Below are 21,803 nucleotides of genomic sequence, written 5' to 3' on the forward strand. Positions count from 1 at the left end.
AGCAGCTCAAGCAGGACCTGGAGGCCGTCTACGAGATCGAGGTAGCCGATGACGGGAAGAGATGGCTCTTGAGAAGCCCCCTCGAGGGAGTAGCCAGCAAGGTTTTCAAGGCCGTAGGGGTGGCCCCGCCGCCAACGGCGAGGATGGCGGAGGTGTAGTGCCAAGCCCTGTTTTTCATGCTAAAAAACGACTATCTACCTGGTATTCTGAAAATGCAACTGTAGAAGATGAGTTAGGGCTCACTCATATCCGCATCCTCGCCCTTCCGGCGCGGGAATGGCGCACCGCGCCGGGCCGGGCGGAAAAGTCATAAGGGGCCGAAGATCGAAGATGTGACCCCATTAGCGCCGTTAGGTCCGTGGCCCCCTTAGCGACCCTTCGGCCGAAGATCGAAGATATGACCCCACTTTCCCCACTTTCGATCATACGGGGAGGGGTTGCAGCTTGCCTTCCAGGTCGTATTCCGGCTTGATGGTGAAGAGCACCCAGCCGTAGCCGAAGCGGTGGGCCACGTAGCGCGGGTCGCGGTACATCCTGGCGATCTCCCACACCAGGGTGCGGTTGGTGAGGGGATAACAGTCGAGGAACTTGTTGAGGACCACGTACTCCGCGCCGTAGGTATTGCCGTCGAACTGGTAGATGTGCTCGCGGTGGGAGAGGTGGGGGACCACCGGGTCCTGGGCGCACACCGAGGCGTCCGGCGGGATCATGGAGATGATGTCGTACCCCGTCTTCTCCATGCGCGGGTCAAGCCGGTAGAAATTGGGGTCGAAGAGGGTCTTGGTGGATCGGCTCAGGGTGAAGGGCACCTGGGCCACCAGGATCAGCACGCAGAGCGAGAAGACCAGCTTGCGGTAATCCACCTCCCGGCCGCGGCGCGCCAGCCGGCGGTGCAGGCGCGGGAAGGCGTCCAGGAGAGCGAAGATCATGATGGGAGCGAAGACGGCATGGTAATGTCTCAGGATCTCCCAGTGGGGGAAGTAGTTGGAGAGCAGGTGCTCGTAGAGCGGTGGGATGGCCACGATGGCGAATGCGCCGATGAGCGGAAGGAAAAGGAAAGGGGCGAGTATGAAGAAGAGCAGCTTGGCCTTGTGGTAGGGCCAGAAAGTCTGCTTGACCAGCTCCCAGGGGTGCGTCAGCAGGTACTTTCCCGCCTCCACCCAGTTGTCCCCCATGTGGGAGTAGTACTTGAAGTAGAAATAGTCGCCGCCGGCCGCCAGCGGGGGCATGATCTTGCGGGTGACGAAGTAGAACCATCCCATGGAGATGAGGCAGGTGGCCGATCCCTCGAACCACTTGCGCCGGAAGACGATCACGTACAGCCCCAGGAAGAAGACCAGCATGGCCATGGTCTCCTTGATCATGAGGAGGAAGGGAATGGTGAGGAGGTAGCATCCCCACTTCTCCCTCTGCATGGAAAGGAAGGAGAGGGCGAGGATGGGACCGGCGAAGGCGAACTCGTGGAAGTCGAAGAAGATGAGCTCCATGGTCCCCCAGAAGAAGAGGTACACGGTCGCCAGGCACAGGGCGCAGAAGCTGCTCTTGAGCTCGTAGCGCACGGCGTAGTAGACGGGGAAAGCGCCCAGGGCCACCAGGATGGCCTGGTAGACGAGGAGGACGCGGGCATCGCACCATATCCAGTAGGCGGGAACGACCAGGAAGAAGATGGGGTGGAAGTGGTCGCCCCAGAGGGAGGGTACCAGTCGCACCGTGTTGAAGCCGAACTCGAAGCGCGAGAGCTGCCAGATGTGCTGGTCGAAGATCCCCAGGTCCCACCCGTGTGACTGGAAGTTCATGTGCTTGAGCAGCGAGATGGCGCAGTAGAGCATGGCGAAGAAAATGACCAGGAAGAATATGGAATAACGGGCGAGCCAGGCGGTGAGGCGGGGATGCCTCTCCCGGAAGGCCACGTACCGCCGCCACAGGTAGCCCATCGCCTTGGTGAGCATATTCATGGCGGTATTATATAGGTTTCCGGAACGCAGCGGGATCAGGTTCACTTTGTGCCCGATGGATGGGTACCCTTCTTTCGGCGGCCGGGCCGCCGCGCAATGGGGGTGAGGGGCGGGGATGGAGTGCGTCTCGACCCTCTGGACGGGTCTTCGCCGCACCCACCCCCGCAGGTGGGTTGCAGGTCAATTCTTCCGGCCCGGAGCCTTGGGGTAACGGTCTCGCTCGGCGCCCCGTGCCTTACCCGCAGTTCCGAAACCTCGGGTAAGGCGCGCTCGCTGCGACCGGCCCCATAGTTCTCCGGGCTGGCTGGGTGCAGATCCGTTCTTTCGGCGGCCGGGCCGCCGCGCAATGGGGGTGAGGGGCGGGGATGGAGTGCGTCTCGACCCTCTGGGCGGGTCTTCGCCGCACCCACCCCTGCAGGTGGGTTGCAGGCCACTTATTGCGGGCCGGGCCGCCGAGCAATGGTCTCGCTTCGCAGGCTCCGCTGCGACCGACTCGGTCGGTCCCGGCCGGGTGGGAGGATGTCCTTTCTTCTTCCGAAAACTCCGGGTCAGGGACCGGCTGTTGCGTTTTACGCACGGCCTTACGGAGGTTGCCGTTCGGTTAGCGGTGGGAGATATATAATAGACGTGAGAGTCGATTCCGAGGCCGTCAATTCCCACGCATTGCACCGGGTTCACGGTTGCCCATGCGCGCGGGCAGGCGGTGTTTCAGAGGCCTCAAGGGGTTTCAGGGGCCTCAAGGGAGCAGGAGATCCGCGTCGCCCGTCTTGCGCTGTGAGGAAGGCGGTGGAAGGCGAAAATGGGTGATCACGGGAAGAGAGCGGATGGCCTCACCCGCCTGGGCCTGGCGCTCGGCAGGCGCCTGTTGCTGGCCTGGGCTGAGAGAAGGAGGGGTTACGGAGAGAAGGAAACGCGGGATCTTTTGCCGCGCCGGGGCATGCCAGAATATGGTAGTACAGGGACCCTCCCGGACGTGGATGTGCCGGGAGCACGACCGGGAAGCGGCGGTGCAGGACATGCGCCTCCGGGGGCGGAGGCGGCCGGAGAGGGAAGGGCGACGGAGGCGGCTCCCGCGTCCCGCTCCCTGGAGGAGCTCATGGAGGCGCTAAGGGACAGGAGCGCCCGGGTCAGGAAGGAGGCCGCGAAGGAACTGGGCAAGCGCGGGGGCCCGGGGGTCGAAAAGGCACTGGAGCCCCTGCTGGACGACGAGGAACATGCCGTGAGGGAGGAAGCCGTCGCGGCACTCCGCGCCATAGGCGGCGTGCATGCCGCGCGCATCCTGAAGGAAGCCCTGAAAAGCGGGGATTGGGAGCGGCGAAAGGCCGTCGCGAGGGCGCTGCATGAGCTGGGTTGGAAGGAGGACCAGGGCGAGGCGAGCGCATTATACCACGTGGCCATGGGGGAATGGGAACAAGCGGCCCGCATGGGGAGGCGAGCCGTGCCCGCCCTCGTGTCCGCCCTGCAGTCAAGCGGCGATGAAAGCCTGCGGGAGGGAGCCGCCGCAGCGCTCGGACGCGTAGGGGACCAAGCGGCCGTGCAGGCGCTCATCGATGCCCTGCGGGACATCCATCCCCGGGTGAGGAAGGCGGCCGCCCGTTCTCTCGGGGGGATGGGTCGCCGCAAGGCGGTGGAGCCGCTTATCGAGGCCCTGGAGGACCCCGACGAGGAGGTGCGCCGGGAGGTGGTCGAGGCGCTGGTCAGGATAGGCAGCGCGGCCATGCAGCCCCTGGTCGCCGCCCTCAAGGAAGGTAGCGTCACCCTGCGCATGAGGGCCGCGGAGGTGATAAGCAGGTTTTACCAGTCCAGGGAGATGGAGCCACTGGTGAACGCCTTCCTGGTCTCCCTCCTGAAGGAAGGCGACGTCTGGGCGCGGGCGAGGACCGCGACCATCCTGGGCGAGATCGGGGAGCCCTGGGCGGTGGGGCCCTTGATCGAAGCGCTCTATTTCTTCAACGTGAGGGAGGCGGCGCGCAAGGCGCTGGTGAGGATCGGGGAGCCCGCCGTCGCGCCGCTCATCGCGGCGCTGCGCCATCACCATATCGCCGTGCGCAAGGCGGCGGCGGACGTGCTGCGGGAGATAGGCGACGAGAGGGCGGTGAATCCCTTGCTGAGCGCCCTGAAAGACCGCGATTGGGAGGTGCGGGAGGCTGCCCGTGCCGCCCTTGCGGCCATCGAGAGGCGCGGAAGGGGCAAGGAAGGCATCACGGACCAGTTGATCCTGTGAACGCCGCCCCGGCGCGACGCCGACGGTGTTTGAACCCATGCGTGATATCGACGGTAACTCCCTCCGTATGTGACCCCCTCTTTGTCTTTTCCTCCCCGGAAAGGGATGCTGTATCGTTTCGGCAGGCGCTTTCCGGATAGAAAAAGGTTGGGAGACCACCGGAAAGGTTTAGGATTGCGCGACACGTGGTAAATATATATAAAGTATATAGTCAAGAGGGAGGGAGACAGCATGTCGGTCAAGTACGCCATCCTCGGGCTTCTGCATTACGAAGACATGCACGGTTACCGCATCAAGAAGCACATCGAGCACAACTTCGGCCACATGTGGACCATAAACTACGGGCAGATCTTCACCGCCCTGAGGAAGATGGAGGACGAGGGGCTGGTGGTCATGCGGGACCTGGTCCCCTCCGACAACGGGGGACCCCGCCGCAAGGTCTATTCCATCACCCCCGCGGGCAGGGAAGAGTTCTCCCGCTGGCTGGCTTCCGCTCCCGAGAAGGAGATGCTCATCCGGGACCCCTTCCTCCTGCGCTTCGTCTTCTTCGGCTTCGGCGACCCGCGGCGGGCCCTGGAGATCCTGGAAGGGCAGATAGAGAGCTACGAGAAGCAGCTCCGGAGGCGGCGGGATAACCTGGAGCGGTGGCGGCACCACGGCGACTACGTGCGGCTCATGGCGGAGCTGGGGGTGCAGTTCAACGAGCTCTACCTGGAATGGCTGCGGCGCGCCCACCGCGAGCTCTCGGCCGGCCTGCGGGAGAGCGGCAAGGGGAACACGAGGAGGCGCGGAGAGGCCAGGGGAGAGGTCGCAAAGGAAGGCAGGAAAGAAGCCGGCAGCAAGGCCAGGTAGAGGTAACGGCAGGGAGGCTAGGGAAGAAATAGCGGCAGGTAGGCCATGGAGAGATAACGACAGGGAAGCGCGGAGAGGCCAGGGGAGAGGTCGCAAAGGAAGGCAGGAAAGAAGCCGGCAGCAAGGCCAGATAGAGGTAACGGCAGGGAGGCCAGGGAAGAAATAGCGGCAGGTAGGCCATGGAGAGATAACGACAGGGAAGCGCGGGGAGGTCAAGGAGCGGCGGGGAGGCCAGGGGGAAAGGTCAGCAGCAAGGCCAGGTAGAGGTAACGGCAGGGAGGCCAGGGAGAAAGGGCGGCGGGGAGGCAAGGGAGAAAGAGCGGCGGGGAGGCCAGGTAGAGGTAACGGCAGGGAGACCAGGGAAGAAATAGCGGCAGCAAGGCCATGGAGAGATAACGACAGGGAAGCGCGGGGAGGTCAAGGAGCGGCGGGGAGGCAAGGGAGAGTGCCGGACAGAAAGCGTGAGTGACGGGATACGCGACGGCATCGGCTGAACGGCGACTCGGAGAACATGGGATCGACCGGGAGATCGACAAGGGGGAGGAGACATGGAATATTCCGGCATAACACTGGTGACCGGCGCCGCCGGCTTCATGGGCAGCCACATGGTGGAGTACCTCGCTTCGCGGGGGGTCAGGGTCAGGGCCACCGCCCGCCCGCGCAGGGATACCACCTTCTTCGACCGCCTGGGGGTTGAATACGTGGGCGCGGACCTCACCCGAGAGGAGACCCTGCCGCCCCTCTTCGCGGGAGACGTGGACAGGGTCTTCCACTTCGGGGCGGTGTGCAATTTCTCCACCCCCTACGAGAAGCTCTATCCCATAAACGTCCAGGGGGTGGAGCGCATCACCCGGCTTGCCCTGGAGAAGGGGGTGAAGGCCTTCGTGCACATCGCCTCCACGGACGTCTACGGCGCCTACAAGGGAACCCCCTTCACCGAGGAGAGCCCCCGCGAGCCCATCGACGACTACGGGCGCAGCAAGCGGGACGGGGAGGACGTGGTGTTCCGGCGCATGGAAGAGGGGCTCCCGGCCATCATCACCCGGCCCTGCACCGTCTACGGGCCGCGCTGCAACGACGGCGCGGGCAAGGCCTTTTCCCGCCCCTCCTCCATCAAGGCCATCCCCGGTAGCGGGAAACAGCTTCTCTCCAACGTTCGGGCGGAGGATGTAGCCGCCGCGGCATACCACCTCTCCCTGCGCGAGGGATGTTTCGGGCAGGTATACAACATCGCCGACGACAGCCACCCCACGCTGGAAGAAGCCCTGCTGCTGGCCGCGGAGGCCTTCGGCACCAAACCGCCGAGGCTCCACCTTCCCCTGTGGCTGGTCAAGGCATCGGCGCGGTTGGAGGGGTGGAAGGCCGCTCGCAAGGGAGTCGTCCCCGACCTGGAGTACGACGCCGTGCGCTTCCTCTACGACGACTACATCGTGGACAACTCCAGGCTCAAGGCCACCGGCTACCGCTTCATCTACCCTGATTTCCGGGAGTCGATGCTCCAGCTCAAGGAGTGGTACGCACGGGGGGGCGGGAGGGACGAGCCCTCGCCGGGCAGGTACGAGGGCGACGCTTGAGAGGTTCCGGGAAAGGGGGCCGCGGGGGAGTGCAGGGGGGCTGCGGAGGAGTGCAGGAGAGTGAAGGGGAAAGAGGGCGAGAGGACAAAGGGGGTAGGAGCATGGAACGCGTGGTGGTGATCACGGGGCTGGCCCAGGGGATAGGCCGGGAGGTGGCCAGGCTGCTGGACGGGAGGGGTTGGGCGGTGGCCGGCTTCGACGTGGACGCGGAGGGGCTGGCCTCCCTCGCGGGCGAACTCGCCGGCGGGGACCGGCACCACCTGGTGACCCTGGACATCAGCGACCGCCCGGGGATCCGGTCCTTCAGCCGCGATGTGCTGGATAAATATGGCAAGGTGGACACGGTCCTCTCCAACGTGGGCATCGGTTTCTTCGGGCCCTTCGAGGAGATCGACCTGGAGGCCGCCCTGCGCTGCCTGGAGATCAACGTCATCGGTGCGGCGGCGGTCTTCCAGGCCTTCCTGCCCTCCATGCGCGAGAGGGGGGAGGGGAAGCTGGTGGCCATGTCGTCGCTGGTGGGGCAGATCCCGTTCCCCTTCGAGTCCATCTACACCGCCAGCAAGTTCGCCCTGGAGGGGCTGCTCCTGGCCTTCCGCTACGAGGTGGAGCCCTTCGGCATCCGGGTGGCCATCATCGAGCCCGCCCAGGTTTCCACGGGCTTCGCGGCCAAGATACACAAGCTCCCTCCCGAGGGTTCCCCCTACCGCGAGCGGGTGAAGAGGTTCATCGACCGCGACAACGAGCTCATCAAGACCGCCCCGGACCCGGTGCAGGCGGCGCGCGCCGTCGCCAAGGTGGTGGAGGCGGAAAAGCCTCCCCTTTTCACGCGCCTCGCCTTCCGGGACTCCTTCTTCATCACCATCAACAGGTGGCTGCCTGCGGGGATACGGGACGCCATCCTGGTCAACTTCATGAAGATAAAGGTGTGAGGGCATGATGATGGACTTCGGACATGGACGGGGCCTGACCCCAAATATGTTTGGGTCATGACGGCGGTCATCGGCGGGCAGGCGGAGAAGGAGGTTTAATGGCCTTGAGAAGCGGCCGGGAAATATAACGCGAAAGGCAGCGAGGGAGGCGCATGTGCGATGAGGGAAACGGGCACACGGGTGGTTGCGGCACCCACGGATAGGGTGAAGAGGCTGCGGGAGAGGATCGTCGCCGCTCCCCAGGAGGTGTGCGTGGAGCGGGCGCGCTACCTCACGGAGGCCATGCGCGCGCACTGGGACGAGGACCCCCTGACGCGCATGAGCATGGCGCTCGAACATATCCTGGAAAACATAACCATAACGATCAGGGAGGGCGAGGTCGTGGTCGGGTGCCGCACCTCCAAGCTGAAGGGCGCCCCCCTCTTCCCGGAGAACAAGGCGCGCTGGCTGGAGGAGGACGTCGAGAACTTCGACGCCAGGATCCTGCAGCGGGCGCTGATAACGCCCGAGGAGAAACGGGAGCTGCGCGAGGACATCCTTCCCTTCTGGCGAGGCAGGACGGTGGAGGAGCGCTTCGAGAGCCTGCTGCCGCCGGACGTGGCCGAGGACATGGACAAGTACATCTTCACCATCATGCTGGAGATGACCTACGGGATCGGGCACTTCACCATGGATCACCCCACCCTGCTGCGCCTGGGCATGGGGGGGATCGCGGCGGAGGCGGAAAGGCGCCTGGGAGAGCTTCCCGCGCGGGAGCGCGAGGGTGAAAAAGGGAGATTCTACCAGTCCGTGGTCCGCTCCCTGCGGGCGGCGGTCCGCTTCGCCCGCCGCCACGCCGACCTGGCCCGGCGCATGGCGGAGGAGGAGAAGGACCCATCTCGCGCGGAGGAGCTGCGGGAGATGGCCCGCGTCTGCGGTCGCGTCCCCGAGCGCCCCGCGGAGACCTTCCACGAGGCAGTGCAGAGCGTCTACTTCGCCCACCTCATCGCGCAGATAGAGAGCGGCGGCAACTCCATCTCCCTGGGGCGCATCGACCAGTACCTCCTCCCCTATTACCGCCGGGACCTGGAGGCGGGCCGCATCACCCCCGAGAAGGCCCGAGAGCTCCTCTCCCTCCTCTATCTCAAGACCTGCGAGATATGGAACGTCCTGGAAGAGGCCTTCATCCCCGGCGGGGAGGGGGCGGAGGGAAAGACCACCCAGAACCTGACCATCGGTGGCCTGGGTCCCGACGGCGAGGACGCCACAAACGAGCTCAGCTACCTGGCGCTGGACGCCTTCGCGGACGTGCGCACGGTGCAGCCAAACGTGAGCCTGCGCCTGGGCTCGCGGGCCCCCCGCGATTTCTTCCTGCGGGCGGTCGAGTATGCCCGGGACGGCGTGCCCCTGCACTTCTTCAACGACGACGCCGTGGTACCCACCCTGGTGCGCGGGGGCCATTCCCTGGAGGACGCGCGGGACTACGCGCTGGTGGGTTGCGTGGAGCCGAACGCCCAGGGCAAGACCTTCGGGTCCACCTTCGCCGTGCAGTTCAACGGCATCAAGTGCGTGGAGTTCGCACTCTCCAACGGGGTGGACAACATCTTCGGTTACAGCTCGGGCATCGAGACAGGCGACCCCGCCTCCTTCACCTCCTTCCAGCAGGTCTGGGAGGCCTTCGCCGCCCAGATGTCCCACTTCGTCGGGCAGATGGTCAAGGGCATGGAGGCCCTGGACACGGCCATCGCGGGCATGCTCCCCTCACCCTTCGCCTCGGCCCTCATCGGGGGGCCCCTGGAAAAGGGCCTGGACGTCACGCGGGGAGGGGCGACGTACAACTCCACCGGCGTGCAGTTGATGGGGTTTTCCAACACCGCGGACAGCCTCTACGCCGTGAAGAAAGCCGTCTTCGAGGATGGAAGATATTCCCTTGAGGACCTGGCGGACTGGCTGGCCGGGGACTGGGCGGACGCCGAGGAGGCGCGCAAGTACCTGCTCCTGAAGGTGCCCAAGTACGGCAACGACCTGGAGGAGCCGGACGAGATGGCGGCGCGCGTGCTCGACCTATTCTGCGACCTCCTGGAAGGTCATACCAACTACCGGGGGGGCGCCTTCTGGCCGGGGGTCTTCTCCGTGGGCTTCCACCTGGCCATGGGTTCCTTCACCGGCGCCACGCCCGACGGCCGCAACGCGGGGGATGCCCTGGGCAACGGCCTCACCCCCTCCAACGGCTGCGCCGTTTCGGGTCCCACGGCGGTGATGAACTCCGTGTGCAAGCTGCCCCTCGGCCGCCTCTACAACGGCGCCAACCTCAACATGCGCTTCCCCGGGACAAGGACGGACCCCGAGAAGCTGCTGGCCCTCATCCAGGGATACTTCAGCGGGGGCGGACTGCAGGTCCAGTTCAACACGGTGGACACGGAGACCCTGCGGCGGGCCCAGGTCGAGCCAGAGAAATACCGTGACCTGGTGGTGCGCATAAGCGGTTATTCCGTCCTCTTCACCGGCCTGAGCGACACCGCCCAGGAGGAGATAATCAGCCGCTACGAATACCAGGTCTGAAGCGTGACCGGGTATGAAGGGTGACCGGGTTTAAGGACGAACTGGCTTCAAGGGCGGCCTGGCTTGACGGGAGGCCGGCTCTAACGGCCTTGATGGATGACCGGCTTTGACGGGAGAACGGCTTTGACGGGAGAGCCCGCTTGCAGGAGCCGGCCGGCGACAGGAAGGAGTTTCCAGGAGGAGGTGGGGGATGAGCAAAGTCATGACCATGCGCGAGGCCATCGCCGAGCACGTCCACGACGGGGATTTTCTCTTCATCGGCGGCTACATCTGCCGGACCCCCTTCGCCGCCATACACGAGATCATCCGGCAGGGTAAGAAAGACCTCACCGTCACCCGCAGCAACGCCGCGGACGATTTCGACATGCTCATCGGGGCGGGGGCGGTGAAGCGGTTCATCGCCACCTTCCTCTCCCTGGGCGTTTACGGGTTGGGAAGGTGCTTCCGGCGTTCCCTGGAGAAGGGGATACCGCACAGGATCGAGTTGGAGGAATACACCAACCTGTCCCTGCCCATGATGCTCATGGCCGGCGCCCTGGGTATGCCCTTCATCCCGGTGAAGGACATGGTGGGGTCGGACCTGCTGAAGGTGAGATCCTTCCTGGGAGAGGGAAAGTACAAGGTCATCGATAATCCCTTCGACGGCACACCCACCCTGCTGGTGCCGGCGCTCAACCCGGACGTGGCCATCATCCACGTGCAGCAGGCGGACGAGGACGGCAACGCCCAGGTATGGGGCATCGAGGGCGACTGCAAGTGGGGGGCCAACGCCGCCCGCAAGGTCATCGTGAGCTGCGAGAGGATAGTCTCCCGCGAGGTGATCGGGAAGGACCCCTCGCGCACCATCGTCCCCGACTTCCAGGTGGCGGCGGTGGTGGAGGAGCCCTTCGGGGCGCATCCCGGCTACACCCCGGGCTTCTACGACGTGGACTTCATGTTTGGCAGCCTTTACCAGCAGGCCTCGGGCAGCGAGGAGGGTTTCCGGGCCTTTCTCGACGAGTGGGTCTTCGGGGTCGAGGACCGCAACGCCTACGTACAGCATTACATCGAGAAGTTCGGGTACTCCCAGTTCCGGGGGCTCATGGCCGAGTTCGATTACGGTTACCCGGTCAGCTACGCGTACTGAGGACGCGGGGGGTGAGGTGGATGAGCGCGACGGAGACGGATTACATCAAGCCCGAGCTCATGGCATGCTGCGGGGCCCGGGAGATACGCGACGGGGACCTGGTCATCGTGGGCACCGGGTTCCCCAGCGTGGCCGCCAACATCGCCCGCTACACCCACGCGCCCAACGCGCGCATGATGCAGGAGTCGGGGGTTTACGACGCCCAGCCCAAGCGCCCGGCCCTCTCGGTGGGAGACCCCTGCCTCAACCCCGGGGCCGCCTTCATCGGCTCCCTCATAGACGTGATGGGCATGTTCCTGCAGGGTGGAAAGGTGGACGTGGGTTTCCTGGCCGGGAGCCAGGTGGATAAATATGGCAACATCAACACCACCGTCATCGGGGACTACGAGCGGCCCAGGAGCCGCCTGCCGGGGAGCGGGGGAGCCAATCCCATCGGGCTCCTTGCGAAGAGGGTGCTCATCATCGCCCTGCACGACAAGCGGCGCCTGGCGGAGCGGGTGGACTTCATCACCACCCCCGGCTACATCGACGGCCCGGGAAGCCGCGCCGCGTGGGGTCTCCCGGAGGACCAGGGGCCGGAGGTCATCATCACCAACAAGGGCGTGCTGCGCTTCGACAAGGAGAGCAAGGAAGCCTACCTGGAGTCCTACCACCCGGGAAGCACCATCGAGGAGATCCTGGAGAACACCCCCTGGGAGCTCAAGGTGGCGGAGGACGTGCACGAGACGCCGCCGCCCACCGCGGAGGAGCTGCGGGCCATCCGGGAGATCATCGACCCCATGCGCATGATCACCATCTACCTCAAGCGCGGCTACGTCTGAGAGGGCATCCCGCGGAGGGGGATGCAGGGGATGAGCGGGAGGTGAAAGGAGTGGACGAAACGCGCAAGCTGGCCGGCTTCTGCGCGCGCGCGCGCTGGGATGACCTGCCCCCCGAGGTGCGGCGGCGCGCCAGGATCTGCGTGCTGGACTTCGTGGCCAACGTCTACGGTTCGCTGCAGTTGCGCGAGGTGAGGGGGATCGCGGACTACGTCCGTTCCCTGGGGGGAGCCCCCACGTCCGCCGTCCTGGGCTGCGGGTACGGGACGGCCCCGCAGCTGGCGGCCTTCGTCAACGGCACGCTGGCGGAATCCATCGAGGCGCAGGACGGGCTGCGCTACGGCGGCAACCACCCGGTTTCGGCGGTGATGCCCGCGGCGCTGGCGACGGCGGAGAGCGAGGGCTGCGGCGGAAGGAAATTCCTGGAAGCACTGGTGGCGGGCTACGAGGTGGCCAACCGCACGGCGGCCGCCGTGCACCCCTCCCACACCCTTTCCGGCTTTCTGCCCACGGGCACCTGCGGGACCTTCGGGGCCGCGGCGGCGGCGGCCCTGCTCATGGGCCTGGACGAGGAGGGCATACTCAACGCCCTGGGGATCGCGGGCTACCTGGCTCCCCTTTCCATGGCGGAGATCCTCATGGGCGGCTTCACCGCCAAGGTGGTGCAGGGCGGGCAGGCGGCCGCGGCGGGTATCACCGCCGCCGCCCTGGCGAAGTCCGGGATCACGGGGGCGCCCTACGTACTGGAAGGCTCCCAGCTGCAGGGGGGCTTCACCCAGATCACGCTGCGTGGGGAAGCCAACCTGGAAAGGATCACCGAGGGGCTGGGAGAGCACTACAGCATCCTGGACATGTACCTCAAGCCCTATTCCGCGTGCCGACACACCCACGGGGCGGTGCAGGCCCTGCTGGAAATACTCGCCGAGAGGGACCCGAAGCCCGACGAGGTGGAGAAGGTGGAGGTCTACACCTACGGCATCGCGGTGGTGGCGGTGGGCAAGGGGCTGGGCGAGAACGAGAGCTTCGTGTCCGCCCAGTTCTCCATCCCCTACGTGGTGGCGGCGGCCATGCTGGACCGTGAGCTGGGGCCGCGCCAGCTCACCGCGGAGAGGCGCGCCGACCCCGCGCTGAGGGAGCTCATGTCGCGGGTGGAGGTGAAGCTGGACGAGGACCTGCAGAAGGTCTACCCGGAGAAGACGACCAGCCGCGTGGAGCTGCTGCTCGCGGGAGGGGAGAGGCTGGCGCGGCAGGTGGACGTCCCCAAGGGAGACCCCCGCGACCCCATGGAGGAGGACGACGTGCGCGAAAAACTGCGGCGCTTCGCCGGAGACCGCGACGCGGGGAAGCTGGAGGAGCTGGCCGGCATGGTCATGCGCCTGGAGGAGATCGGAGACATGGGAAGGTTCACGGAGATGGTATAGGCGGTTCCGGGAAGCGAGGAACGCGGCGGAGCCGGAACGCGAGGGGAGCGCAAGAAAGACGCGAGGGGAACCCGTGGGAACACGGGGGAGGAGACGCGAGGGGAACCCGTGGAAACACGGGGGAGGAGACGCGAGGGGAACACGGGGGAACGCGGGGAAGGAGACGCGAGGGGAACACGGGGGAACGCGAGGAAGGAAAGGAAAATAAAGGAAAACGCCTGGGACTCGAAGCGGGTGCTCGAGGCGACCGGGATGGCAACGGGACGGGAAAGGAGCGGAGATGGACTTTTCCTTCAACGACGAACAGAAGCTGCTGATCGAGACCATCCGCGCCATGGGGGAGAGGGAGGACTTCAAACAGCTCGCCGCGGACATAGACGCCAGGGCCGAGTTCCCCCACCACCTCCTGAAGAAATACGCGGACATGGACCTCCTGGGGATGACCCTCTCCCCGGAGTACGGGGGAGGGGGCGCTCCGGCCATCAACGCCATTTTGGCCATCGAGGAGCTGGCGAAGTTCAGTCCCATGATCGCCGCGCCGGTCTTCGAGTCCAACGTAGGGGCGGTGCGGGTGATAGACCTCTTCGGCACGGAGGAGCAGAAACGGGCCATCATCCCCGGGGTGTGCCGGGGGGAGCTGAGCGTGTCCGTGTGCATGACCGAGCCGGAGGCCGGTTCCGACCTCACCTCCCTCAAGACCCACGTGGTGGAGGACGGCGACGACCTCATCCTCAACGGGCAGAAGATATTCATCTCCGGGGGCGGGGAAGCCAGCCATTACCTGGTCTACACCCGCTTCGGGGACATCATGGGCTACAAGGGGATCGGGGGCATCATCGTGGAGAGGGACATGCCGGGGTTCTCCTTCGGCAAACAGGAGGAATTCATGGGCCTGCGCGGCATGCCCTCCTGCGAGCTCATCTTCGAGGACGTGCGGGTTCCCAGGAAGAACGTGGTCCTGGAGGCGGGGGAGTTCAGCAAGCTCATGCTCACCTTCGACATCGAGCGCTGCGGGAACGCGGCCATGTGCCTGGGGGTGGCGGGGGGCGCCCTGGAGGAGGCCAAGGCCTACGCCATGCAGCGCCGCGCCTTCGGGAGGCCCATCTGCGAGTTCCAGGCCATCCAGTTCATGATCGTGGACATGGCCATGAAGCTGGAGGCGGCGCGCCTGCTTGTCTACCGGGCGGCCAGCGGCGCGGGTCAGGGCTTGCCCTCCGTCTACGAGGCCTCGCTGGCCAAGTGCTTCGCCAACGAGATGGTGGTGGAGGTGACCAACGCGGCCATGCAGGTCTTCGGCGGCTACGGGTACAGCAGGGACTTCCCGGTGGAGAGGATGATGCGCGACGCCAAGGCCTGGGGAGTGGCGGGTGGCACCGTGCAGATGCTGCGCATCACCCTGGCCAGTTTCCTTTTCGGCAGGCGCTTCGACCAGCGGCCGGGAAAGTGACGGGTTGGCCGCACCGCCGGCGGTGAGGGCGGGCCGCGCGGCCCGCCGCAACGAAGGGGCGCCGGGGAGGCCCGGCGGCGACCTCGAGGAGGGGGTGCGAGATGGGAGAATATTACAGGGACGCGGAGCAGCTCTACGAGATCTACGGGTACTTCATGGACAGGATCCTGCGGGACCCGAAGGCGGGCCCCAAGATGGCGAGGGCGGGGATCATCATCAAGTTCATCTACACGGATCCCGACGCGGAGATCACCATCGACCTCAAGAACCCGCCCGAGAAGGAAGGCTATTACGGCACCTACTACCTTGGACCGTGCGACCTCAAGGAGGACGTGTGGTCCAAGCAGGCGGCGGACTTCTCGCACAGCTTCTGGCACGGGCTGGAAAACCCCGTGGCCGCGGTGACCAAGGGCAAGATAAAGCAGGGCGGGAAGATCACCGCCATGCTCAAGCTGCTTCCCGTGGTGCGCCCCGCCTTCGACCTCTTCCCCAAGGTCCTGGAGGAGATGGGCTACGGGGACAAGGTGATCCGCAAGGAATAGCGGACACGTACGAGGTCGGGCCCCGTCCGTGTCCGGAAAAGGGAGGGGTCAGGCCCCGTCCGTGTCCGGGGCTCCGCCTATGCCTGGGGGATATCCCGACGGGGGAAAGGGGGTTATCCCCCATTGTCCCCTGTGACGGGGTGGGCATATCATATCTATACGGTTTCGGTGCACTTTGTACGTGAAAGGGGGAGGTGCGGCTGTTCCCGGTCTTTTGACCCTTCCTGGCGGCGTCGTGTCCCGTCCTCCCGTCCTCTTTCCTCGCGTGAAGGTGGAAGCGTGTTCCCGCAAGGAGCAGGCGGAAAAGACGGCTCGCGCCGCACGGGTTGCGCACGCCGCGTTGAAGGCCGCGCGAAGCGCCGGAAAAATGGGAGCATTGCCGAGATCTCGAACCCCGTGATCACCGTTATTCACCGGAATCACTGAAATCGCCAAGGCGTGGCCGCCCCGCCGGCGGAGCCGGCATGTTTTGCCCGGGGCGGCACCAGAGGGAGTTGCGATGGAAGGAGGTTCACATGAGCGACCACGACCGGTTTCCCTGTCTCTATGAATGGGCGAGCGACATGGACGTCTCCCTGGCCGGGAACCTCAGGCGCTGGGCGGAGAACGAGGTGATGGCCAAGCGCCTGGAGCTCAAGGAGGACTACGAGCAGTTGCTTGAGCCGGCCCTGCGCCGCCTTTTCCTGGAGATCGGCCTGCAGCGCCTGCTGTGGCCGGAGGAGCACGGCGGTGATGGGCACAACACCCCCGCGGCCGCCGTGACCGTCACGGCGGCCCTGGAGCAGGTGGCGCGCGGAGACGTGGGCATAGCCCTGCTCCTCTCCTCCCTCCTGGCCCTGCAGAGCGCGGTGGCCATGGAGGGGGCGGTGAACGAGGAGGTGTGCGCCGCGCTGGCGGGGAAGATGGGCGCCGACGGAGAGCCCGTCCTGGTATCTCCGGTCCTCCCCCTCTTTCGCGACGAGCCCCAGGCCGCGGCGAAGCACGGCAGGGGAGGGTGGACGGTGGAAGCCTCCTCGGCCCGCCCCCAGGCCTGCGGCGGGAATGCCTCGTGGTACGCGGTCCTCTGCGCCCTGGAGGGATCCGACGATGAGTGGGGGGTGCTGGTGATCCCGGGGGACGCCAAGGGGGTCAAGCGCGGTGAGCCGCTCAAGCGCACCGGGCTCGCCGCCGACGTCAACGCGCCGGTGAGCTTCGACAAGGTCAAGGTGCCGGAGGGGATGTGCGCGGCGCGGGGAAAGGATGCGTGCCGGGCCATGCTCTCCTGGTTCTACCTGGGAGTATCTGCCAGCACGGTGGGGGCCCTCTTCGCTTCCTACGAGATACTCAAGGAATGGGGGGACAACCGGGTGATCAAGGGCAGGGGCAACATCTTCAAGGAAAATCCTCTTACCGCCGCGGTGATGGCCGAGGTGGCCAGGGAGACCTCGCTGGCGCGCATGCTCACCTGGGACCTCGCCCGCATCCTCTCCGACCCCGCGGTCTACGGGCCACCGGGGCAGGAGGGGAACTATGTGACCGCGGCCATGGTCGTCCACCAGGTCTCGCAAGCGGGGGAGAGCGCCATCAACCGGGCCATGGAGATGATGGCCTCCGCCGGCTACGCCAGGGAGTGGAACCTGGAGCGCTACTGGCGGGACGTGAAGGCCATGCAGCTCTGCCTGGGCCCCTACGAGCTGGCAAAGATGGACATTTCCCGCTACTTCTACCAGGCGAGTACCCTTTGACGTGGAGTGGGAGGAGATGGAAATGAGAACCATAGACGATTTCACCAGGCCCCTGGAATACCTCTCTCCCATGGACGACCCCCTGGGGATGGTCATCCGGGAGTGGGCGGAGACCTACGTCATCCCCCAGCGACGCCGCTTCGACGAGGACTGGAAGGAACACCACCTCATCGAGCCCGCCTTTAAGCGCCTCATGGGCGAGCTGGGTCTGCAGCGCGTGCTCTTCCCCGAGGACCTGGGGGGCTGGGGCCTGGGGCGTTCCAACTATGCCGGCACCAGCTCCTACCGTCTCTTCGAGGAGGTGGCGAGGGCCGATTCCGGCATGGCGGTGGCCTTCGGGGTCATCTTCTGGCCCCTGGTCATGATCTGCATGGAGCCGCACGTCAACCGGGAGCTCTGCGAGGAGTTCGCCCCCATCTTCTGTTCCACCACCGAGCCCCGCTTCGCCGCCAACGCCATGACCGAGCCCCAGGGAGGCGCGGACATAGAGAACATGGAGATCGTCAAGGGATCCACCATCCAGACCACGGCGGTGCTGGACGGCGACGAGTGGGTGATCAACGGCCACAAGCTGTGGCCCACCAACTCGGGAGGGGTGTGCAACCTCTTCGGGGTGGTGTGCACCACCAAGCCCGGCTCGGAGGATCCCAACGACTTCGCCTTCATCTTCGTCCCCGCGGACACCCCCGGAGTGACCCAGGGGCCTCCCTACGAGAAGGCGGGTATGGCCGCGGACAAGAACGGGGATATCTGGTTCGAGAACGTGCGCGTGCCCAAGTCCTACCGGGCGCACGGCCCGGGGCTGGACCTCCTCTATTTCAAGGAGGTCATCACCTTCGGCAACATGGGCTCCACGGCCTTCGTGGGCGGCTCTATGATGAACGTCTACGAGAGGTTGAAGGATTTCGTGAGCGAGGAGACCTACCGCGGCAAACCCCTGAAGGAACACGACGCGGTGGCGGGGGTGCTGGCCGATATCGCAAGGGACATCGAGCTCATCCGCATCGTGGGTTACCAGTACGCGCGCATGATCGACCGCCCGGACCTCTACGGGCCGCGCTGGAGCGACGAGATGGTGGCGAAGGGGCGCGCCTACAAGTACTGGGCCTGCGACCGCGCCATGGAGGACGTGGGCAAGGCCATGAACATCATGAGCATGTATGGCGGGGACCGCGACTGGGACGTGGAGAAACACTGGCGCGACCTTAAGATAGTGCAGCTCTGGATGGGCGGTAAGCAGCTCTGCCAGGCCGAGGTCGCACGCTGGTTCTTCGAATGCGAGACCCTGTAGACGTGGAGGGGCGGGTGAGAAGGATGAACGATAAGGCGGCGCAGGCGGGGCAGGCGCAGGCGACGATAACGGCGCAGCCGGGGCTCACGGAACGCATGCTGCGGGAGCTCATCAGAAGTCCAAAGTTCAAGTCGAGCTTGAGAATCATGGTGAACGGCATCGACCCGGCGCATGCTCCGGGTATGGTCAGGGCCCTGCTCTGGGAGGACGTGGAGACCTTCATGGGGACGACGAGCGTCCTTCCCAAACTGGTCAACTTCACGATCCAGGCGCTGCGGGAGCTGGCGGTGCAGCTAAACTCCTTCCCGCCGGAGATACTGCTGGCCTTCCTCTCGCGCCTGGCGAAGGAGATCGATTTCGCGACGGCGGGAGAGGCCCTGCGCGAGTTCTCGCTGCTCCTGGAGAAGCTGGGTCCGGTGGTGGAGGTATTGAGGGAATCCTCGCAGCAGGTCTTCGACGAGGCCCTGCGGGGCCGGGCTGCGGAGTGAAAGGAGGGTTCGCGACATGAGCGACGTGATGAGTGGGCAGCGAACCTCGACGGAGGGCGGGTCTCCGGCGGTCGGGCCGGCCGCGGAGGCCGGCGACGCCTCCCGGGCCGCACAGGGAGCCCTGCCGGGCCTGGTGCGTGAGCTCATCAGGTCACCCGGCTTCAAGGAGCTGGTGAACATTCACCTGAGGGGAGCGGACCCCGCGAGCGCGAGGGAGCTGGTGAGGGCTTTCCTCTGGGAGGATGTGGGCTTCTCCATGGGGGTGCTGGGAGCGAGCCCGAAGATCCTGAACTGGCTGGTGGAGGCGCTCATCGAGCTGGGTGTGCAGCTGAACAACTTCACCAAGGACATACTGCGGGATTTCATGGTGCGCATGGGCAGGGACCTGGACGTGGAGAGGATGAAAGCCCTGCCGGCCGCGTACGCTCCCATGCTCAATGACCTGCTCCTCGAGGACCGCGAGGCGCTGGACGCCCTTATAGCGGGCCTGGGTTCGCTCGCGGAATCCATGATGAAGGCCACGGGAGCGACGCTGAAAAAGATAGGCAACACCGCCGATTTCGGGAAAGTGAGGGTGGGGCTCACGCGGCACTTCGAGTCCAGGCGGGAGGAGCTCTCGGGAGAGCCGCCGACCCTCAACCCCGTGGTGCTCTCCAACCTCCTGGGCGTGGTGCCGCCGCTGACCAACTACCTGCTGCGGGTGTTCACGCGCGCCCTGCAGGGCATGAACCTCCCCTCGGAGATACTGGCCAGCGCCACCTTCCAGCTCCTGGAAGACATCGACCAGGCCGAGCTGGGCGGCCTGGTGAACGCCCTCTGCGACGTGGTCATCTCGCTGCACCGGGGCAACCTGCTCCTGGGCAGGGACGAGCCGCGCTTCAAGCAGGTGCTGGAGAGGGTCAGCGGGAAGCTCCTGGACAACGTGGACGCGGAGAGGTTCAAGGAGGCGGCCGTAGCCCTGGGAGAGGACGGCAAGGTCATAGGACAGGTGGTGTCAGGCTACCTCTTCGCCACCCCGGAGAGCACGGCGAGGGTGGCCAGGGCCATGTCCGTGGCGGTGAACGCCGCCCTGCGCGCCACGGCCGATCTCCTGCGTCGTTTCGCCGAGCTGTCCCCGGAGGCCATGGAGGAGGTGGTGTCCCACTACCGGGAGACCTTCGACCCGCGGGAAGCTGCGCGCCTGCTCAATACCAACGCCGTCATCCTCAACAAGGCCTGCGCCGTGGCGCCGGAGCTGGTCGGGGAAACGGTCGGCGGTTTCATGACCGCCCTCGACCGGGAGGAGCTGGCGAGGGCGGGGAAGTCGCTGGCGTTGCAGGCGGCGCGTGCCGTGCTGGCGGACCCCGCCGTGGACGCCGCCCTGCAGCCGGAGGCGCTGGGAGAGAGGATAAACGCCGGGCTCGCCGCCTTCAACCGCGTGGTGCGGGAGAACCCGGACCTGGTGAGCAGGGTGGCGCGCACCATCGGCGCCGTCGACGGGAAGGAGCTGCGCAGGGCCACCCTCGGGTTCGCCTTCCCGCTGATCCGTGCCCTGGCCAGGGAGACGAAGGCGGGGAAGACGGCGGTAAGGGCGGGGGCAGGTGTCCTCGCGCTGTTGGGCGCGGGAGGAGCGCTGCTCGCCCTCAGGGCCTGGAGGAGACGTTAGGCACGGGGGTCATGGACACGGGGGTCAGGACTCGTTTCGTGCGCGGGGCATCAAAGCGACCAGACCCCATGATGTGTTTGGGGGTGAAGAGAGGATGAGCGTGTTGCAGAGCCGGTCGACGGACATCTACACGGATTACGTGCGCGACTGGAAGGAAAAGGGAGGACGGGTGCTCGGCTACTCCTGCGTGGCCACCCCGGTGGAGATCGTGGAAGCGGCGGGCATCCTCCCCTACCGCATCAAGGCCTTCGGCCATCCCGATACCGAGCTGGGAGATTCCTATTTGGCGCGCTTCAACTGCCGTTTCTGCCGCTCCTGCCTGCAGCTGGGGCTGGACGGCACCTACGATTTCCTGGACGGGCTGGTGGAGACCAACGGCTGCGACCACCTGCGCGGGATGTTCGAGAACTGGCAGTACGCCAAGAAATACGATTTCTTTCACTACCTCAAGGTGCCGCACTTCGTGCGCGAGGATTCCCTGGAATATTTTACCGAGGAACTCGGTCTCTTCCGCCTGGCCATAGAGGAGCATTTCGAGGTGGAGATAACGGACAACGCGCTGCGCGAGGCGATGGGCACCATGGAACAGGTCTACGCCAGGCTCAGGGACCTCTACGCCCTGCGGGAGCGTGAGAGGCCGGTGGTGAGCGGGGCGGAGGTCATGCGGGTGGTCTGCACGGGGTCCTCCATGCGGGCGGCGGATTTCCTCGGCCTCCTGGACCGCCTGGTGGAGGAGAAGTCAAGGGGACCGGCGCTCGATTACCGCGCCCGTTTCATCCTCATGGGGAGCGCCACCGACGAGGTGGACCTGGTGGCGGACATCGAGGAGCAGGGAGGGCTGGTGGTCACAGATGCCCTCTGCTACGGGTCCCGGTCCTTCTGGGGGCGGGAAGGGGAGTCGGAGGAGCCCCTGCGCCGCCTGGCCGAGAAGTACCTGGGCAACCTCTTCTGCCCGCGCATGTTCACAGAGTACGAGCGGCGGCGGGATTTCATCCTGGAGCGGGCGAGGCAGGCGCGCGTGGACGGGGCCATCATCACCTACAACAAGTTCTGCGACCTGCACGGGGTGGAGGCGGTCTCCCTGCGCACCGACCTGGAAAAGAATGGTATACCGGTCCTGGTGCTGGAGAAGGACTACGGCTCGCCGGCGGATACCGGCCGCATCAAGACCCGCGTGCAGGCCTTCCTGGAGCGGATCGGGAGGTAAAGGGGTAAGGATAAGGGCA

General features: G+C 65.7%; 17 protein-coding genes. 16 read left to right on the forward strand and 1 reads right to left on the reverse strand.

Annotated features, from left to right (window positions below; all coding sequences use genetic code 11):
• On the forward strand, window positions 1-158 hold a 158-nt coding region (locus H5T73_11135; GenBank protein ID MBC7248314.1), incomplete at its 5' end, for a transposase.
• A 264-nt stretch (window positions 159-422) separates the two neighbouring features.
• On the opposite strand, the gene H5T73_11140 is transcribed toward H5T73_11135, so the two are convergent.
• Window positions 423-1,955, reverse strand: a complete 1,533-nt coding sequence (locus H5T73_11140; protein ID MBC7248315.1) for a DUF2079 domain-containing protein — start codon at window positions 1,953-1,955, stop codon at window positions 423-425.
• A 799-nt stretch (window positions 1,956-2,754) separates the two neighbouring features.
• Here H5T73_11140 and H5T73_11145 point away from each other — a divergent pair.
• From H5T73_11145 to H5T73_11215, 15 genes are all read left to right on the forward strand, one after another.
• Window positions 2,755-4,179, forward strand: coding sequence for a HEAT repeat domain-containing protein (locus H5T73_11145; protein MBC7248316.1), 1,425 nt, complete (start codon window positions 2,755-2,757; stop codon window positions 4,177-4,179).
• Window positions 4,180-4,410: 231 nt separating this feature from the next.
• A complete protein-coding gene (locus H5T73_11150; GenBank protein MBC7248317.1) occupies window positions 4,411-5,031 on the forward strand; it encodes a PadR family transcriptional regulator in 621 nt (206 codons plus the stop codon).
• Window positions 5,032-5,579: 548 nt separating this feature from the next.
• Window positions 5,580-6,605: an NAD-dependent epimerase/dehydratase family protein gene (locus H5T73_11155; GenBank protein MBC7248318.1), complete on the forward strand. Its 1,026-nt coding sequence runs from the start codon at window positions 5,580-5,582 to the stop codon at window positions 6,603-6,605.
• Between the two features lie 101 nt (window positions 6,606-6,706).
• Window positions 6,707-7,534 (forward strand): SDR family NAD(P)-dependent oxidoreductase, encoded by an 828-nt coding sequence (locus H5T73_11160; protein MBC7248319.1) that lies wholly within the window; start codon window positions 6,707-6,709, stop codon window positions 7,532-7,534.
• A 159-nt stretch (window positions 7,535-7,693) separates the two neighbouring features.
• Window positions 7,694-10,075, forward strand: coding sequence for a formate C-acetyltransferase/glycerol dehydratase family glycyl radical enzyme (locus H5T73_11165; GenBank protein ID MBC7248320.1), 2,382 nt, complete (start codon window positions 7,694-7,696; stop codon window positions 10,073-10,075).
• Between the two features lie 190 nt (window positions 10,076-10,265).
• Window positions 10,266-11,201, forward strand: a complete 936-nt coding sequence (locus H5T73_11170) for a CoA transferase subunit A (protein MBC7248321.1) — start codon at window positions 10,266-10,268, stop codon at window positions 11,199-11,201.
• Window positions 11,202-11,260: 59 nt separating this feature from the next.
• Entirely contained in the window at window positions 11,261-12,022 is a 762-nt protein-coding gene (locus H5T73_11175; GenBank protein ID MBC7248322.1) for a CoA-transferase subunit beta, read from the forward strand.
• A 50-nt stretch (window positions 12,023-12,072) separates the two neighbouring features.
• Window positions 12,073-13,440 (forward strand): MmgE/PrpD family protein, encoded by a 1,368-nt coding sequence (locus H5T73_11180; GenBank protein MBC7248323.1) that lies wholly within the window; start codon window positions 12,073-12,075, stop codon window positions 13,438-13,440.
• 280 nt (window positions 13,441-13,720) lie between these two features.
• Entirely contained in the window at window positions 13,721-14,887 is a 1,167-nt protein-coding gene (locus H5T73_11185; GenBank protein MBC7248324.1) for an acyl-CoA dehydrogenase family protein, read from the forward strand.
• A gap of 101 nt (window positions 14,888-14,988) precedes the next feature.
• A complete protein-coding gene (locus tag H5T73_11190; protein ID MBC7248325.1) occupies window positions 14,989-15,429 on the forward strand; it encodes a hypothetical protein in 441 nt (146 codons plus the stop codon).
• A 515-nt stretch (window positions 15,430-15,944) separates the two neighbouring features.
• The gene (locus H5T73_11195) at window positions 15,945-17,153 is read left to right on the forward strand and encodes an acyl-CoA/acyl-ACP dehydrogenase (protein MBC7248326.1); all 1,209 of its coding nucleotides are present in this window, start codon (window positions 15,945-15,947) and stop codon (window positions 17,151-17,153) included.
• A 22-nt stretch (window positions 17,154-17,175) separates the two neighbouring features.
• Window positions 17,176-18,444 carry an acyl-CoA/acyl-ACP dehydrogenase gene (locus H5T73_11200; GenBank protein MBC7248327.1) on the forward strand — a complete coding sequence of 423 codons (1,269 nt, stop codon included), beginning with the start codon at window positions 17,176-17,178 and terminating at the stop codon, window positions 18,442-18,444.
• A gap of 14 nt (window positions 18,445-18,458) precedes the next feature.
• Window positions 18,459-18,932, forward strand: a complete 474-nt coding sequence (locus H5T73_11205; protein ID MBC7248328.1) for a hypothetical protein — start codon at window positions 18,459-18,461, stop codon at window positions 18,930-18,932.
• Window positions 18,933-18,948: 16 nt separating this feature from the next.
• Entirely contained in the window at window positions 18,949-20,577 is a 1,629-nt protein-coding gene (locus H5T73_11210; GenBank protein MBC7248329.1) for a hypothetical protein, read from the forward strand.
• Between the two features lie 94 nt (window positions 20,578-20,671).
• Window positions 20,672-21,784 (forward strand): 2-hydroxyacyl-CoA dehydratase, encoded by a 1,113-nt coding sequence (locus H5T73_11215; GenBank protein MBC7248330.1) that lies wholly within the window; start codon window positions 20,672-20,674, stop codon window positions 21,782-21,784.
• The last annotated feature ends 19 nt before the right edge of the window (window positions 21,785-21,803 follow it).

It is taken from the genome of Actinomycetota bacterium (genome assembly GCA_014360655.1).
Taxonomy (GTDB): domain Bacteria; phylum Actinomycetota; class Geothermincolia; order Geothermincolales; family RBG-13-55-18; genus JACIXC01.